The organism is Chloroflexota bacterium (assembly GCA_016875875.1).
GTDB lineage: Bacteria > Chloroflexota > Dehalococcoidia > GIF9 > UBA5629 > 9FT-COMBO-48-23.
Genome location: VGOP01000019.1, coordinates 1 through 15,147, shown reverse-complemented (window position 1 = coordinate 15,147; position 15,147 = coordinate 1). Strand labels below are relative to the sequence as shown.

The window sequence follows — 15,147 nt, the reverse complement described above, 5'->3', positions numbered from 1 at the left end:
GAGTACTACAATGGCAAGTACCTACACTCGACACTTGGTTATAAGTCACCGGAAAAATTTGAGGAGGAATATCAAAATAGCCAGGCTACTCTCTTAGCAATGGCTTGATTTTAAGGGGTGCAGTACAAGGTATTTCTCTATTCCTCTGGGAGCAGTTAGCTTTTCTACACAAGAATATATGTTTTTCTGTATCCCAGTATTCATGATTCTTCTAGGGACAATTCACGGGATTTGGCTTATTTATGATTCATTTACCCAAAATCATCCATTTCTAATAGATTTTTCAAAATCCAAATCGCAGATAACAACACAATTAATAATGTTTATAAGCATGATTCTCTACGCTGTGTTATTGTGCCGTCTATTTTTCGTTAGTAATACTGCTATTAATTCACCTTGGTTATCTGGTTTAATGATGGGATGGGCTATTGGCATAATCGCAATACCATTAATGTGGATAATTCATATTTCTATGTCCTGGCTTGCTTTACGACCTATTACTGCACACAGGGCACATGCAATTCTAGCCATTATTATTTTGGTTATATATTTCGTCTTATTGTTACCTACTTTGACTACAAATTTAGCCGAGCGCACTGCTAAAGCAGATTATGATAAACTTCCCATAGTTGTCGTAACATCTGAAAAATTACCTCACGAACTCAGTGCAATTTCTCTTGATGGTAGTAGGATAAATGTTAAATTATTGTTGATCAATAATGACTGGATACTTTTCTTTGTATCCAAACCTGAAGCTCATGTCACGGCAGATGATTTTAGGCCGACTGATAGTAATATCTTATACATGATGCGGTTGTCCGATATTAAATATATTAGTTCTACCATATCGGATAACACGAGTACGAAGAGTTATGGTTCCTTCTCGAACCTCACAAAGTGAGCAGTCGTCGCAAAGCAGACGTTGGCTCCGATAACGGTTGGTTCGAGCAGGCACAGACAGGCCTTTTCGAGGTCGCTTCAAATTTTGATGTTCCGTTCTCGGGTTCCCTGCCAAAGCCTTCTTCTTCCAGCTTTTCCATAGCTGTTCCGCTTCTGATTATTTATGCACAGCCATGTTTATAAACCTTTTGTCGTATTACTCGTTTAATAAGTAGAGAACGATTATTGGTTCAAAATTTTAACTGGAAATTAATATTCTCTTGATATCATAAACGTATAAGCGAGCGATTGGAATCCAGATAAAAAGTAGTGAAAAAGGAGAAAACGGACATGGTAACTGATGACAGAATAGGTCGAATAGCAGGTTACGATGTGCTGTCATTTCTCGAAGACATAAATTGCACTGGCATGCAATTCAGGCTACTCCGCTTCTGGGTAAGACATCCCAAGGCAAAGTTAAGCCTGTACACCATGGCTAGAGCCCTGAATACTTCAGCGATTAGCTTAAGAGATGCAATTACAAACTTGGTTGAAAATGGTATTCTTACAGCCCAACACAATAATCATGGCCTCACCACTTATGCCCTTTCCGAACAGGGGGCCCAGGAATATATTGACGAACTGGGTAGCCTGGACATCCACCAAACGAAGACTTTGGAAAGACAATTGAAGGAGAAAACTGTATCGCCTACCAGCAAGAGCAAATAGATTAATCACTGTAAATGGGCAGAGCCTTTGAAAGGTTTTAAGTCATATTTAAACAAAGTTATGGACTAATTACCCAAGAAGGGGTTAATGTTGATGTGGCAGATACACTTCTGTCCCCGATGTGGCGCACGGGTCGCTTGTAGCGACCGGTTTTGTGGCAATTGCGGCATCAACTTAAGCTGTGCAATACAACAGATATCGCCTCAGCCACCATCTGTATCGTACGATTATCAGTATCCTGACCAGCAATGGCAACAGTATAGGCAGCCACCTTACAATCAAGTATCAGCGTCGGGAAATCCGAACCAATGCCGGCAGCGATATGTACATGCTAGCGGTGGTACTGTAACACCGATAAGTACTGAGATTTCAAAACTACTGGCAGACTTCTTCGACAAAAACATTAGATGATAATGTGCTGAACTTTGCAAGGGCTCAATAGCATATTCTGGTTTCTATTGCCTTGCATGAGAGGAGGTTAATTGGAAATGAAGAAAATGATAAAAAAGTTTGGCAAACTAATAACAGCGTCCTTCATTATAATGGGAGTTGGCATCATCTCCTTCCCATTAGTAATACCTATGTATGGGATTTTTGGCATTGATACTGATTGGTTTAGCGTCTTCATATTTCTTGTAGGGGCAATCATAGGTATTGTAGGGCTGATTCGTAGAGAAAAACGAAGTAGAATCTTACTGATAGCCTTACTTGTGTTCGTTTCAATTATGTGTATGCCAATCTTATTTGGTGTTGTAGCAATGATTTGTTATTTTATAACAGGCAAGGAGTTAGGGTGGTGAAAAAGTATATTCGGACTTAAGGTTGGGGTGAGACTACTCATGGGTTTGTCAAATCCCCAAAGACCAAACATTAAATACAACAAGGTGTAGTGGGTATGTAATCAGGGAAACTGGGACACATTTCGTTGCACTGTTACCCGAAAGACATTAAACAAGTAGAATACGTTCAGCCCTAGTGCGGGTTAATCAGTCCACCGCAATCATGACATTGGATGCCTTGATTACAGCATAAACCTCTTTACCTTTGGTGAGACCCAGGTTCTCCGCCGATTCTTTGGTAATAACTGATACTACAGACATTCCACCGGGCAACTCAACCGTAACTTCGGTGTTGACTATACCAGGCTTGATCTCCTTGACTTTCCCCTTCAGGACATTTCGCGCGCTGATTTTCATTTTTCATCCCCCATTTACTCCGACTTTCCTACATCTACCTTACCTTTGCCTCTACAATGAAGACACCTCTCTTTTAATATGGGATGGTCATCACAGTAGGGGCAGTCGATTTCCACCGTGCCCGTCTCATGCTTACCAAATTCCTTAATCTTTGAATCCAGCTCCCTATCGGCTCGAAGTTTGCCTCCTCCGACGTTGGTGACTACTGTGCAGCCGATGGATTGGCAAGTCTCTACTTCGGGAATATTTTCGGGGCCCGTTCGGTATCCCCCTTTGGCGAATATATCGGGCTTGACCAATTCCAGGGTTTTACAGACTGTCTGGTCGTCGTCCACAGACGAGATAACCTCATCCACACCTTTGATGCTCTCCAGGATTTCTTTTCTATCCTCGAATGGCCTGAACACAAACCCTTTTTTCCTAAGCAGGAAATTGTCGTTGTTCAGTATCACCACCAGCCTGTCACCTAGTTTGGCCGCCTCTCGTATATACGCAATATGACCTACATGTATTGGGTCAAAGGCTCCACTTACTGCAACCGTGATTAATTTCCTTTTCATTTCCGCCACTCCTCTTTTTTCATATGACTATGATAACTCTAATGGGTAAGCTAGGGCAAGACCTATTTTTATTCTTGCTAGCCGAGTTCTCTGTCGAAGTCCTCTTCTTCCAGCTTTTCCATGAGCTGGGTGGCTATGGGATAGCCGATGCGGAGGCGGCGCTGCAGAAAAAAGCAGATATATGCTTGTGTTCCTTGGCTAGATACATGGCAGCCAGATAGTGTATTGGCGGATGGTTTTACGGGCTGTAGTCAGGGCTTGATTTTTGTCAGAGTACACCAAGCCTGAAAAGTAAGAACCATGCGAGTGCAAGAACAAGTAGTACTAGTAGTACATAAATTAGTGTTCTCATAGTTCCTTTCCCCCTTTGACTTTCATTAGCCCGCTTGGTTTAGATATGCCCATATCTGTCGTACATTTACATTATACATCAAAGTCGGCCTTGATGGGATGCTCCTTTGTAGCCCAATGTTGACTGGTTCGAGCGGATACGGCAGCACCTTTTCGAAGCCGCTTTAATTTTCTATGGCCCATTCGCCGTGTTCCCTTTTGTAGCTTACTTTTTCCAGCTTTTCAATGAGAAGGGCAACCTCAGCGATGATAGTTTATAAATTATAAAGGAGACCTCCAGCCCAAAGCATATACACCGATGCAGCTAAAGCAAGTAAGCACACCGCCATTCCTATCACAGCTAAGTATTTCCCTGTTGAATTTAATGCTATGACTCCAAAGTATAAACCGAGGATAGCAAGCGGTGGCGTTGCCAAAAGCATGCGTGTCCATATTTCGTATACTAGAATCAGTATAATGCCGATAATTCCTAATATCAAAGATATAGCGCCTTCTATTAAGCCCGCTTCAACGTTGTGGCCAGTTCGGTAATGAGGCATTTTTTATTCGCGAAGGTATCTTAAATCAGGTTCTGTCCGTCGACCTTTTTTCTGTTTTTGACTTGTCAAATCCACCGAAGTGTACATATGAGCAATGATACAAATAAAGCGTATGAACACAACACTATTCCTGTCACAGCTAAGTATTTCCCTCTTGAATTTAATCCTATGGCTCCAAAGATTAAACCGACGATAGCGACGGGTGACACTGCCACCAGGGTGACTGTCCATGCTAAGCATGCTAGAATCAGTATCATATTGATAATGCCTAATGTCAAAGAGATAGCACCTCTTTTAAAGCCCGCTTCAAAGCTTTGGCTAGCTCGGTAGTTAGGCATTTTCTATTCTCGTAGTTATTTTAAATCAGGTTCCGTCCGTCGACCTTTTTCATGTTGTTGGGTTCTGTTCGCGGGGTTCTCTGCTGTAGCCTTCTTCTTCTAGCTTTTCCATGAGCCTGGCAGCTCTGGGATAGCCGATGCGGAGGCGGCGTTGCAGAAAAGAAGTGGAGATGTATTTGTGTTCCTTGGCTAGCTGTCTGGCAGCATCCAGCATGGAGTCTTCGCCGCCTTTCTCCGCCGAGGCGAGTTGGCTCATATCCTCAAATCTGATTGGTTCTGTCTCCGGCCGGCGTTGGTTGCCCCAGAAGTACACTATTCTCTCAGTCTCAGCATCTGAGATGAAAGTTCCTTGAAGTCGCTTTGGCTTGCTGGCATCTGTGGGCATGTAAAGCATATCGCCTCTGCCCAACAGCTTCTCAGCTCCAGCAGCATCCAGGATGGTGCGTGAGTCTACCTGCGAGGTGAGTGCAAAGCTGATACGGGTGGGGAAATTGGCCTTGATAAGGCCGGTGACCACATCGACTGATGGCCGTTGGGTGGCCACGATTAGATGGATGCCGGTGGCTCGTGCCAGTTGGGCTAAGCGGCATAGCGTGCGTTCTACCTCGTCGAAGGCTGCCATCATCAAGTCAGCCAGCTCATCTATGACCAGCACCATATATGGCATTGTCTCCCCGGGTTGCCGGTTTTTATTGTAGCCTTCGATGTTGCGTGCTCCGGCCTGGGCGAACTTCTGGTAGCGGTTGTCCATCTCCTGATTGAGCCAGCGCAGTGCCAGCACTGCTTTTTCAGCGTCGACAATCACAGGGGCTACCAGATGGGGCAGGGTGTTGAAATTGACCAACTCTACTCGCTTGGGGTCAATCATGATGAACTGGACGTCGTCTGGGGTGTTGTGAATAAGTAAGCAGCAGATAGTGGAGTTTAAGCAGGCGGTCTTGCCGCTGCCGGTGGCTCCGGCGATAAGCAGGTGGGGCATCCTTGCCAGGTCGGCGGCGACTGTTTCACCGCCGGCGCCCTTGCCCAGAGCCAGGGCTAGTTTCGATTTGGCATAAGCTTTCTGGAAGGCGGGGCTCTCGATTACACTTCTGAGGTTCACCAGGCCAAATGTGGTATTAGGTACTTCTACACCCACTATTGATTTTCCGGGTACCGGAGCTTCGATTCTGATGCTCGATGCCGCTAGAGCTAGAGCCAGGTCACTGGCCAGCGCGCTGATGCGGTCTACTTTAACTCTGGTTTTTGATACCTCCTCTGTACGGACTTTAATATTGCCGTCTCTATCACGTTCTTTGACTTCCTTGTATTTACGGTCCCAGCCGGGCTCGACTCCGAACTGAGTTACCGTGGGGCCGACATTTATCTGGACTACCTTGGTCTCGACGCCGTAGCTGGCCAAAGCTTCTTCTATGAGCTGTGCCCGTTTCTCAATCTCGCTCTGGCTCAGTTCCACCTCTGTGGGCTTATCTAATATGGTTATCGGTGGTAATTGCCAGCCGCTGGCGGTTAGCACGGGTTGGTGCTTTCCCGGCTCCCATGTTTCAGTTACGGGCACCTCGGCGGCTTTTGGTGGTGCTGTGATGGGTGGTGGCGGTGTCGGTTCCTCTTTGGCTTCTACCTTGCCAAATTCGATTTCTCTTGATATTGGTGGTTCAGGTTTAACTTTGGGAGGACGCTGGCCGGCCTGGCTAATGGCTTGCCAGAGAAGTTGGAAGAGCTTGCCTATGCCTTTGAATATGCTTGTTATTAGGCGCCAGACCCACCGTGGGGCTAGGAACAAGATACCAAGGAAGATTAGACCAGCTAGCCGTAATGCCCCTACTGTGTAAGAATCGCCGATTATGCTCTTGCCGATTTTGCCACCTAGCGTTGCTTCGCTGACGATGCCGCTGCCGGGGCTGAAAAAGGCTGATATTCCCCAGGCAGCTAAGGCTAGAGGAATTCCGCCAAGCCACCATTTCCAGTACTTGCTGAAGAGTGAGAACCGTCCACTGATGATTATCCAGAGGAATATTCCCAGAAATATGGCTGTTAATACTAATCCAATTCCGAAAAGCTCAAGCAAGCTTTCCCAGGTGTTGACAGCCCAATTGGTTATCTGTGGCCAGAACCACCATATGAGTCCGGCGACGATGAGCAGCAGTAATACCCTTAGTACCGGCCCCAGGTAATTCTTCTTTTTTTTGCCTCTGCCGCTGTCTGAAGTTTTAGTAAATTTTCTCTTTTTAGGCATAGTCTAACTATACCTCGACAGCTGTGGTGAGAATCATTGGGCGGCGTCGGGTTTGCTCGTAGAAAAACTTGCTCAAAGTATCCTTGACCTTGGTGTTGATGAAGCTCCATTCAAGCGGGCGCCCACCGCTGTGGTCTAAAGCGGCTTTTACCATGTCTCGTCCTTGTTCCAGTATTGTTTCGCCTTCCTTCATATCCACGAAGCCTCTTGATACGATGTCAGGGCGGCCTACAACCTTACCCTTGTCTTTGTCGATAGCGATGATTACCACCACAATCCCGTCTCTGGATAGCAGCTTGCGGTCGCGGAGAATGACGCTGGCGAGGTCTCCCATAACCAGGCCGTCTACGTAGACATTGCCTGTAGGCAGTCTGCCGGCTATTCTGCCCTTTTCACGGTCCAGCTCGAGTATGTTTCCGTTTTCTAGGACGAAGATGTTACTTTCAGACATGCCCATAGTTTTAGCCAACCTGGCGTGTAGGCTCAAATGACGGTATTCGCCGTGGATTGGAACGAAGAACTTTGGCTTAACCAAGCTGAGCAAAAGCTTTAGCTCCTCCTGGCTGCCATGTCCGTGAACATGTACTTGAGCTAACTTCTCATAAACTACATGAGCGCCCTGGCGAAACAGGTTATCAACTGTCCGGTTAACCAGCGCTTCATTGCCCGGGACGGGCGTGGCTGACATTATTACCGTATCTCCGGGGATAATTTTGACCTGGTTGTTGTCCCGATTGGCAATGCGTACCAGAGCTGAAGTCGGTTCTCCCTGGCTGCCGGTGGTGAGAAGGACAATCTTATTGTGGGGGAAGTGGCTGATTTCATCGAAGCGGCGCATGACATCAGGTGGAGAATTGAGATAACCTAGCTCTGAGGCGATGCGCACTGTGTCTTTCATGCTGCGACCGATAACAAAGACATGCCGGTTATGTTGGGCAGCAGCGTTAATCACCTGTTGAATGCGGGAGATAAGCGAAGCAAAGGTAGTGATGATTACCCTTCCCGGAGCCTCAGCTATGATGCGTTTCAGCGTTTCACCAACTACAGTCTCTGACGGAGTGTATCCTGGAAGCTCGGCATAGGTTGAATCGGCGAGAAGGAGCAGGACTCCTTGAGTTCCTAATTGGGCGAGCTTGGCTAATTCGGTAGGTTTGCCATCGACCGGTGTATAGTCGATTTTGAAATCACCGCTGTGAACCACTACACCTATGGGCGTGTAAATAATAAATCCCAGTGAATCGGGAATGCTGTGGCAGACGGAGAAGGGCTCTATTTTGAAGTTGCCAAGTGTAAATTTAACCCCGGGCTGAATCGTGCGCAGATTGGCCTTTTTCGAGTACCGGTGCTCTTTTAGTTTGACGGAGACCAGGCCTTTGGTGAGCTTGGCACTGTAAACGGGTAAATCGAGTTGAGGTAGTACGTAAGGCAGAGCTCCGACGTGGTCTTCGTGACCGTGGGTTATGATTATGCCTCGCAGCTTCTCTCGTCTTTCCAGCAAGTAATTTATGTCTGGAATGACCAGGTCAACTCCTAGCATGTCCTCTTCGGGGAACATAAGTCCGGCGTCGATTATGATGATGTCATTGGCGAACTCAATGGCCATCATATTCTTGCCGATTTCGCCTAATCCGCCTAAGGGGATTATCTTGAGTTTCTGTCTGCTCATGATTGTGATCTAGAACAGGTTTAGCTGCTGTGGCTCAGCTTCGGCTTCTGTTAGTTTCTCTGCCTGGGCTAAGATTTGGGGGATTTTGACCATGTCAGTTTCGATAGTCTTTCGCAGGCTTCCTTGATGTAGGGCTGCTGCCGGGTGATACATTGCGTAGTAGATAACATCATCTTGCTTTCTGGCTTTGCCATGAACCTGGCTGATACTCTGGTTGGGAAAGTATTTCGCCATTGAGTAACGACCTAAGGTAACAATCATCTTTGGACGGATTAGCTCTATCTGGTGGGTTAACCATTTGCTGCAGGCTTGAATTTCGTTGGGCAGTGGGTCTCGGTTTGACGGGGGGCGGCATTTAATAACATTGGCGATGTAGACTTGTTCGCGTTTAAGATTGATAGAGGCTAACAATTCCTCCAGGTATTTTCCTGCTGGACCAACGAAGGGACGCCCTTGTTGGTCTTCATGCCATCCGGGTGCCTCGCCGATAAAAAGTAGACTGGTCTTTTCTGGCCCTTCGCCGGGCACTACTCTGGTGCGGTGTTTGCCTAGCTCACAGTCTTGGCAGCGTTCGATTTCCTGGTACAGCTCGGTAAGCGCTGACATCTAAAGCAATCATAACATAGCTTTCTCTGCTGGTCAATTCAGGTTAACGCTAGAGCAAGACTGATGGCAGCAAGGCATAGCACTGTTACTGAGATACCTATGAATAGCCTGTTTTTGGCTATTGAGAAGACAATGATAGCTACGATGACCTGTATAATGGGTGTCAGCAAGAGGAGCAAGATTCCAGCACTGATAACAATAGCTGCTGGTATCTGGTCTAATCTGACTAGTGGCTGGATGTCTTTAGCGTCTGAGGTAATGAGCAGGATAATAAGGCCGATGACAATCAGCACTAAGGAGGCCGCAATGCCCAGCTTGAAAGTAAGACTAACTAAATTTTTTAAACGGCTTTCTTCAAGATTCCTATTTTTCATAATCTTCATTTTTATCCTGAGTTCTAAATTATATTGACTGTCTTGAGGAACATCAGTATGGCTATAAGTAGCAGAAAGGCGCCGAATATGCGTCTGAGCATTAGTCCCTTGGCTCTTTGTGTTAATTCAACACCTATTCTGGCTCCTATAACTATACCTATGGCCAGTGGGGCGATTATAAATGGGTATATATGGCCTTGATAGTGGTAAATGAGAGCGCCAGCCGCAGCTGTGATTGTTATAATTAAGGTGCTGGTGGCGATGGCGGCTTTCATAGGTACCCCCATGACCAGGTGCATTACAGGCACGTTTACAATACCGCCGCCTACACCGAGAAGGCTGGAAAGGATGCCGGCGAAGAAGCTGGTTCCTAACCCCGCTGGTATACGAGTCACTTTGTAGGTAACAACCTCGTTCAGATTCTGGTCATAATATGAATCCGTTAGTGAGCTAGATAAATTATCAGAAATTTTACTGGGCTCAACTAGATGTAGATGGTCGTTGGGCTGAGTGTCAACAGACATGAAATGCTGGCGTGTAATCATAGTATAGGCAGCATAAATGAGGGCAAGTCCGAAAATGGCACTTAATACAGAGGGGGCGATGACAGCGGCAGCAAAACCGCCTATGATGGCCCCGGGGATGGTTGCTGTCTCCAGAAGCAGTCCTAATTTTATATTTGTTAATCGGGCTTTGGTGTAGATGCCGGCAGCGGTGCATGAGTTGGCGACGATAGCCACCAGGCTGCTGCCGATGGCCACTTTGATTGGTAAATGGAGAGCCAAGGTGAGTATTGGCACGATGAGAAAACCGCCGCCTACTCCTAACATTGAACCCAGTAGGCCAGCTACTAACCCCGTGCCACCTAATGCCCAGAGGTTTACTTCGTCCAATAGTGTAGTTAGACATAGTAACATTGGTTGCTGTAAGAGGTCAATTCGCCCTTACTCTCTCCCTTCGAGTAGGTTGGAGCAGATGCTCCAACCTACCTAAATATGTGATTGGGGCGTTGTTGTGCCACGGAAATCAATGTTATACTGTGCTGATGGCAGGTAAGGCAAAAGGGTTTTATGATGAAAAGAGTTGATGGTCGCGCCAATGATGAGCTTCGCCCGATAAACATTAGCCTGGGCTACCAGGCTTTTGCTGAAGGCTCAGCGTTGATAGAACTGGGGCGTACCAGAGTGCTCTGCGCTGTGAGTGTGGAGGACAGGGTTCCCAATTTCCTTAAGGGCGAAGGCACTGGCTGGGTTACTGCTGAATATGCCATGCTGCCCCGTTCTACGCTGACTCGCACTCCTCGCAGCATCTCTCCTGAGAGGATGGCCGGTAGAAATCAAGAAATCCAGCGTCTCATTGGGCGGAGCTTGAGGGCTATTACTGACCTAGCGGCTCTGGGCGAGAGGACTTTCACCGTGGATTGCGATGTATTGCAGGCCGATGGTGGCACTCGGACTGCAGCTATAACTGGGGGGTATGTAGCTTTGTGTCATGCGTTGCATAATCTGAAAAAACAGGGCACATTGTCATTTATTCCATTGAAGGGTGCGGTAGCCGCCACCAGCGTTGGTATTGTGGGTAGAGATGTGCTTTTGGATCTCTGCTACGAGGAGGACTACCGGGCTGGAGTTGACTTCAACGTCGTGATGACTGACAAGGGCGAGTTTGTGGAAATTCAGGGCACAGCCGAGGACCGGCCTTTCGCCAGGGAAACCATCAATGATTTACTTTCCTTTGCTGAGAAGGGAATTAAACGGCTGTTTAAAATCCAGGAAGCGGCTCTGGCCGAGCTGGATTAAGGGCGAACGTGCCCATTGCCGATAATAACCCACTTGTAGCTGGTCAGCTCCCTTAGCGCCATGGGGCCACGGGCATGAAATTTTTGCGTGCTTATGCCTATTTCAGTGCCGAGGCCGAACTGGCTGCCATCGGTGAAGCGGGTACTGGCATTAGCATAGACACAGGCAGCATCCACCTCGTTGAGAAAGCGTGCCGCTGCTGATTTATCCTCGGCAACTATGGCCTCAGAATGCCCTGAGCCGTAGCGCTCGATGTGCTCTAGCGCCTCCTCCAGGGAATCGACTATCTTAATAGCTGCAATAAGGGCTAGAAATTCCTTGCCCCAGTCCTCATCTTTGGCTGGAACAAGCTTGAGGGAGGGGATCGGCCCGAGAATAGATAAAGCGCGCTTATCGCAGTGCATCTCCACCCCAGCCTTTGCCCATTCCTGGGCAATTAGAGGCAAGCACCGTGGGGCGATTTCGATGTGCACCAGGAGGGTATCCAGAGCGTTACAAACAGTCGGCCGCTGAACCTTGGCGTTATAGGCGATGGCCACTGCCTTGTTTAAATCAGCGCTTTTGTCCACGTAGGTATGACAGACACCGATACCGCCGGTAACCACAGGCATGGTGGCATTTTCAGCGACAGACTTAATCAGGCCGGCACCACCGCGAGGAATTATGAGGTCTATGGTGTCTTTCATCTTAAGCATGTCATCTACAAGTGCCCTGTCCGTTGACTCTATAATCTGCACCGCTCCTTGTGGCACGCCAGCTTTGTATGCAGCTACTTGAACAACCTTGGCTAGAGCCAGGTTGGAGTGGAGTGCCTCCTTGCCGCCGCGGAGGATGACGGCATTACCCGACTTAAGGCATAGGACTGAGATGTCCACGGTGACGTTTGGACGGCTCTCATAAATGGCGCCGATGACGCCAAGCGGTATGCGCTTCTTGCTAAGCTGCAGGCCATTGGGCAGCATGCGTTCTTCAATTATTTCACCTACTGGGTCAGGTAGAGCGGATACAGTTTTTACGTCCTGAGCCATACCTTCAAGGCGGCTTGGATTCAGCATCAACCTGTCGAGCATAGCTGCGCTCATGCCTGAGGTTTCGGATTCCTTATAGTCATGGCTGTTGGCGGACAAAATGTCATTCTGCTTGGCCATAAGGGCGTCAGCGATGCCGAGCAGGGCTTTATTCTTGACTTCGGTGGATAGAAAGGCGAGCTTCCTAGAAGCTGCCTTAGCTGCCCCTCCCTTTTCTTCAAGTTCGTTGACCGCAGATTTCATGTTTCACCCCTTATACCAATACCATATTGTTCCGGTGAATTATTTCGGTTCCGTATTCGTAGCCGAGAAGGATTGAGATTTCTTCGGAGTGGGCGCCTTTGATGGTGGCAATGTCATGTGAACTGTAGTTGGGTATACCACAGCCAATATGGTTCTCCTTTGAGTCGAATATATCCACAACATCGCCACGCTGGAACTCACCTTCCACACCGACAACCCCGGCGGGAAGCAGGCTGCGGTTTTGCTTTTTAATGGCCAGTACAGCACCATCGTCGATCATCAATTTGCCCTTGGAGGCAAGCCCGCTCAGCAGCCAGCGTTTCTTGCTCTCCAGTTTGCTGGCCCGCGGAGGGAATATGGTGCCGATGTTTTTTTCGAGTGCAATTTGTGTTAGGACATCAGGCTTCCGTCCGTTGGCGATGACCACGGTTACGCCTGAAGCTGTCGCTAGTTTGGCAGCCTCGAGTTTGGTCATCATGCCGCCGACACTGTAAGAGCTGGCAGTATCGCCAGCCAGATGTTCAATTTCGGCATCTATCCTCTCTACCCTGGGGATAAGCTCGGCTTTGGGGTCGCGCTGCGGATCAGCAGTATAAAGGCCATCAATGTCGGTGAGCAGTGCTAAAATGTCGGCATCTACCAGATTGGCTACCATAGCTGAGAGATTGTCATTATCTCCAAAGGTGAGTTCACCGAGTTCGTCGGTGGCGACGACGTCGTTCTCATTTACGATGCAAATCACGCGCAATTCAATCAAAGCTAACAGTGTATTGCGGGCGTTTAGATAACCGGCGCGGTCAATCAGGTCAGACTTGGTCAGGAGCGCCTGAGCTACGACTATATTGTGCTGACTGAAGAGCTGTTCGTAAGTATTCATTAGTTGACTTTGTCCTACCGAAGCCAGGACTTGCTTGAAGGGGATACCCTTGCATTCCTTGGTCAGGCCTAATTTTTGTCTGCCGGCGGCAACGGCCCCGGACGACACAATGATTATCTCGTGACCTTGCTGGTGAAGCTGAGCCACCTGCTCTACGAGACTGGACATAATACTAGAATCAAGGCGGCCAGTGCCTCCTGTGAGCAAGTTAGTGCCGAACTTAGCTATCAAACGCCGATAACGCATCGTGTTTAATTATAGCGTGGCTGGAGATGTCCAACAAGTAAGATACCGTTGGATTATATAGGGAACAGAATGGTAGTGGCTCTAAAGGTGCTTAGCTGAAGCAATTGGTGGAGATAAAACATGCTGGGTGAGTCTTTTATGCCTTGCCCGAAGCAGTAGAGGGCTATGTATTTTAGAGGCTGTTAGTCTGCAAGCCGTCTCCTCCAAATAAGTAACCCTGTGATTATCAACAGGATTACGCCCATAATGCCAGCGATAAGCCACCCGTTAATCTTAAATGGCGCAACTACCACAAATTCACCCTTTAGGCCAGCTACTTGAACAAGGTGTTTTCCAAGTGTCTCACTAGTCACGGTGAAGTTGACTATCTGGCTTGCCCCGTCAGCAAGGCTTACCAGTTTGCTTGATTTGACTATGCCATCAACTCTTAGTTGCATAATGTAATCTATACTGGTTCCGCTCGTGTTAGTTACCTTGACGCTGATGGTGACTTTCTGATTTAGGTGGGCTTGGCTTGGGCTGATAGCTAGGTCGCTTGCCATAAACCCGGCTGGTGTTAGCCCTGCCAGCTTAGCCAGCAAAGTGTTGGGTGTGAAGTAGTCTAGCGTGCCGCGAGTTTTGCCGATCTCAGCGACGGTACCTATATCCGGTGCCATCTCTAACCAGCCCTGGTTAGGCTCATATGCGTAGGCGAGGATCACCTCTGAGGTATTCGTGGGTAGCTCATTAGGATCATAAGTCAAAACCATTCTGAATAGTGGCGAGATATTGATCGGATATGGAATCGGGTCGTTTTTGGAAGGATAGGCATTGATCTCATAGATTGGCCCGACTGTTTCTGTAGTGCCAGATGGTGGTGACGAGCCAGCCACTGTCACTTTTATGAGTTCTGGCACCAAATTGCCTTCACAAAGTAGCTGCGTTCCTGCCTTGGCCTCCCAGCTATTCTGCTTCGGAGGGTCGAATGCCAGACAGTCTTCACACAGCACTCCCTCTGAGGTCATTCTGGCTGTGGTTATTTTACCCAGCATGTCCACCTCCAGCACTAGCGCGCATTCGCCGGCGGAGGAAGTACTGCTAATACCACTACCGTCGCCGCCGCCACCGCCGCCACCCCCACCACCACAGGATATGACACTAACTGATACGTTGGCATTGTCGCTGCAGATGCCATCGGTGACGGTTAAGGTATAGCTACCGGACATAGCCGGTGTAGCGTTAGGTATAGACGGCGACTGCTCGGTGCTGGAGAAGCCGTTAGGGCCAGTCCAGACATAGGACATACCACCTGGGCCGCCGACGAGCTGTATGGTACCGCCGATGCAGACGGTTGTGGTACCAGAAGCGGTAGCCGTAGGCTTAGCGTTAACGGTGACTAAGGTGGTGGCGTTATCTGAGGTGCAGGTGCCGTCATTTACAATCAAGGTATAGCTACCGGCCATCGCCAGTGTAGCGTTAGGTATAGCGTGGTTCTGGGTGCTGG

At 48.2% G+C, this 15,147-nt stretch carries 13 protein-coding genes; 3 read left to right on the top strand and 10 right to left on the bottom strand.

Translation table 11 applies throughout. From position 1 onward, the window contains the following. The first annotated feature begins 1,230 nt into the window (after positions 1-1,230). Positions 1,231-1,608, top strand: a complete 378-nt coding sequence (locus tag FJ023_09715; GenBank protein MBM4447598.1) for a hypothetical protein — start codon at positions 1,231-1,233, stop codon at positions 1,606-1,608. A gap of 488 nt (positions 1,609-2,096) precedes the next feature. Next, positions 2,097-2,408: a hypothetical protein gene (locus FJ023_09710; protein ID MBM4447597.1), complete on the top strand. Its 312-nt coding sequence runs from the start codon at positions 2,097-2,099 to the stop codon at positions 2,406-2,408. 186 nt (positions 2,409-2,594) lie between these two features. On the opposite strand, the gene FJ023_09705 is transcribed toward FJ023_09710, so the two are convergent. From FJ023_09705 to FJ023_09670, 8 genes are all read right to left on the bottom strand, one after another. Beyond that, positions 2,595-2,804: a transporter gene (locus FJ023_09705; protein ID MBM4447596.1), complete on the bottom strand. Its 210-nt coding sequence runs from the start codon at positions 2,802-2,804 to the stop codon at positions 2,595-2,597. 14 nt (positions 2,805-2,818) lie between these two features. After that, positions 2,819-3,364, bottom strand: a complete 546-nt coding sequence (locus FJ023_09700; protein MBM4447595.1) for an adenylyltransferase/cytidyltransferase family protein — start codon at positions 3,362-3,364, stop codon at positions 2,819-2,821. A gap of 77 nt (positions 3,365-3,441) precedes the next feature. Continuing rightward, entirely contained in the window at positions 3,442-3,543 is a 102-nt protein-coding gene (locus tag FJ023_09695) for a hypothetical protein (protein ID MBM4447594.1), read from the bottom strand. A gap of 1,098 nt (positions 3,544-4,641) precedes the next feature. Further along, on the bottom strand, positions 4,642-6,825 hold the full coding sequence (locus FJ023_09690; protein MBM4447593.1) for a DNA translocase FtsK: 2,184 nt from the start codon (positions 6,823-6,825) through the stop codon (positions 4,642-4,644). 7 nt (positions 6,826-6,832) lie between these two features. Continuing rightward, on the bottom strand, positions 6,833-8,491 hold the full coding sequence (locus FJ023_09685; GenBank protein MBM4447592.1) for a ribonuclease J: 1,659 nt from the start codon (positions 8,489-8,491) through the stop codon (positions 6,833-6,835). Positions 8,492-8,500: 9 nt separating this feature from the next. Continuing rightward, the gene (locus FJ023_09680) at positions 8,501-9,097 is read right to left on the bottom strand and encodes a uracil-DNA glycosylase (protein ID MBM4447591.1); all 597 of its coding nucleotides are present in this window, start codon (positions 9,095-9,097) and stop codon (positions 8,501-8,503) included. A gap of 38 nt (positions 9,098-9,135) precedes the next feature. Continuing rightward, on the bottom strand, positions 9,136-9,480 hold the full coding sequence (locus FJ023_09675) for a DUF1634 domain-containing protein (protein MBM4447590.1): 345 nt from the start codon (positions 9,478-9,480) through the stop codon (positions 9,136-9,138). 14 nt (positions 9,481-9,494) lie between these two features. Continuing rightward, positions 9,495-10,388 (bottom strand): sulfite exporter TauE/SafE family protein, encoded by an 894-nt coding sequence (locus FJ023_09670; GenBank protein MBM4447589.1) that lies wholly within the window; start codon positions 10,386-10,388, stop codon positions 9,495-9,497. A gap of 156 nt (positions 10,389-10,544) precedes the next feature. On the opposite strand from FJ023_09670, the gene FJ023_09665 reads away from it, so the two are divergent. Beyond that, entirely contained in the window at positions 10,545-11,270 is a 726-nt protein-coding gene (locus FJ023_09665; GenBank protein MBM4447588.1) for a ribonuclease PH, read from the top strand. Here the strand turns inward: FJ023_09665 and FJ023_09660 are convergent. Together FJ023_09660 and proB are read right to left on the bottom strand one after the other, a co-directional pair. Next, complete coding sequence (locus tag FJ023_09660; GenBank protein MBM4447587.1) at positions 11,267-12,541, bottom strand: glutamate-5-semialdehyde dehydrogenase; 1,275 nt, start codon at positions 12,539-12,541, stop codon at positions 11,267-11,269. The genes FJ023_09665 and FJ023_09660 overlap by 4 nt on opposite strands. 10 nt (positions 12,542-12,551) lie before the next feature. Further along, entirely contained in the window at positions 12,552-13,664 is a 1,113-nt protein-coding gene (proB, locus tag FJ023_09655) for a glutamate 5-kinase (GenBank protein MBM4447586.1), read from the bottom strand. Positions 13,665-15,147: the final 1,483 nt, after the last annotated feature.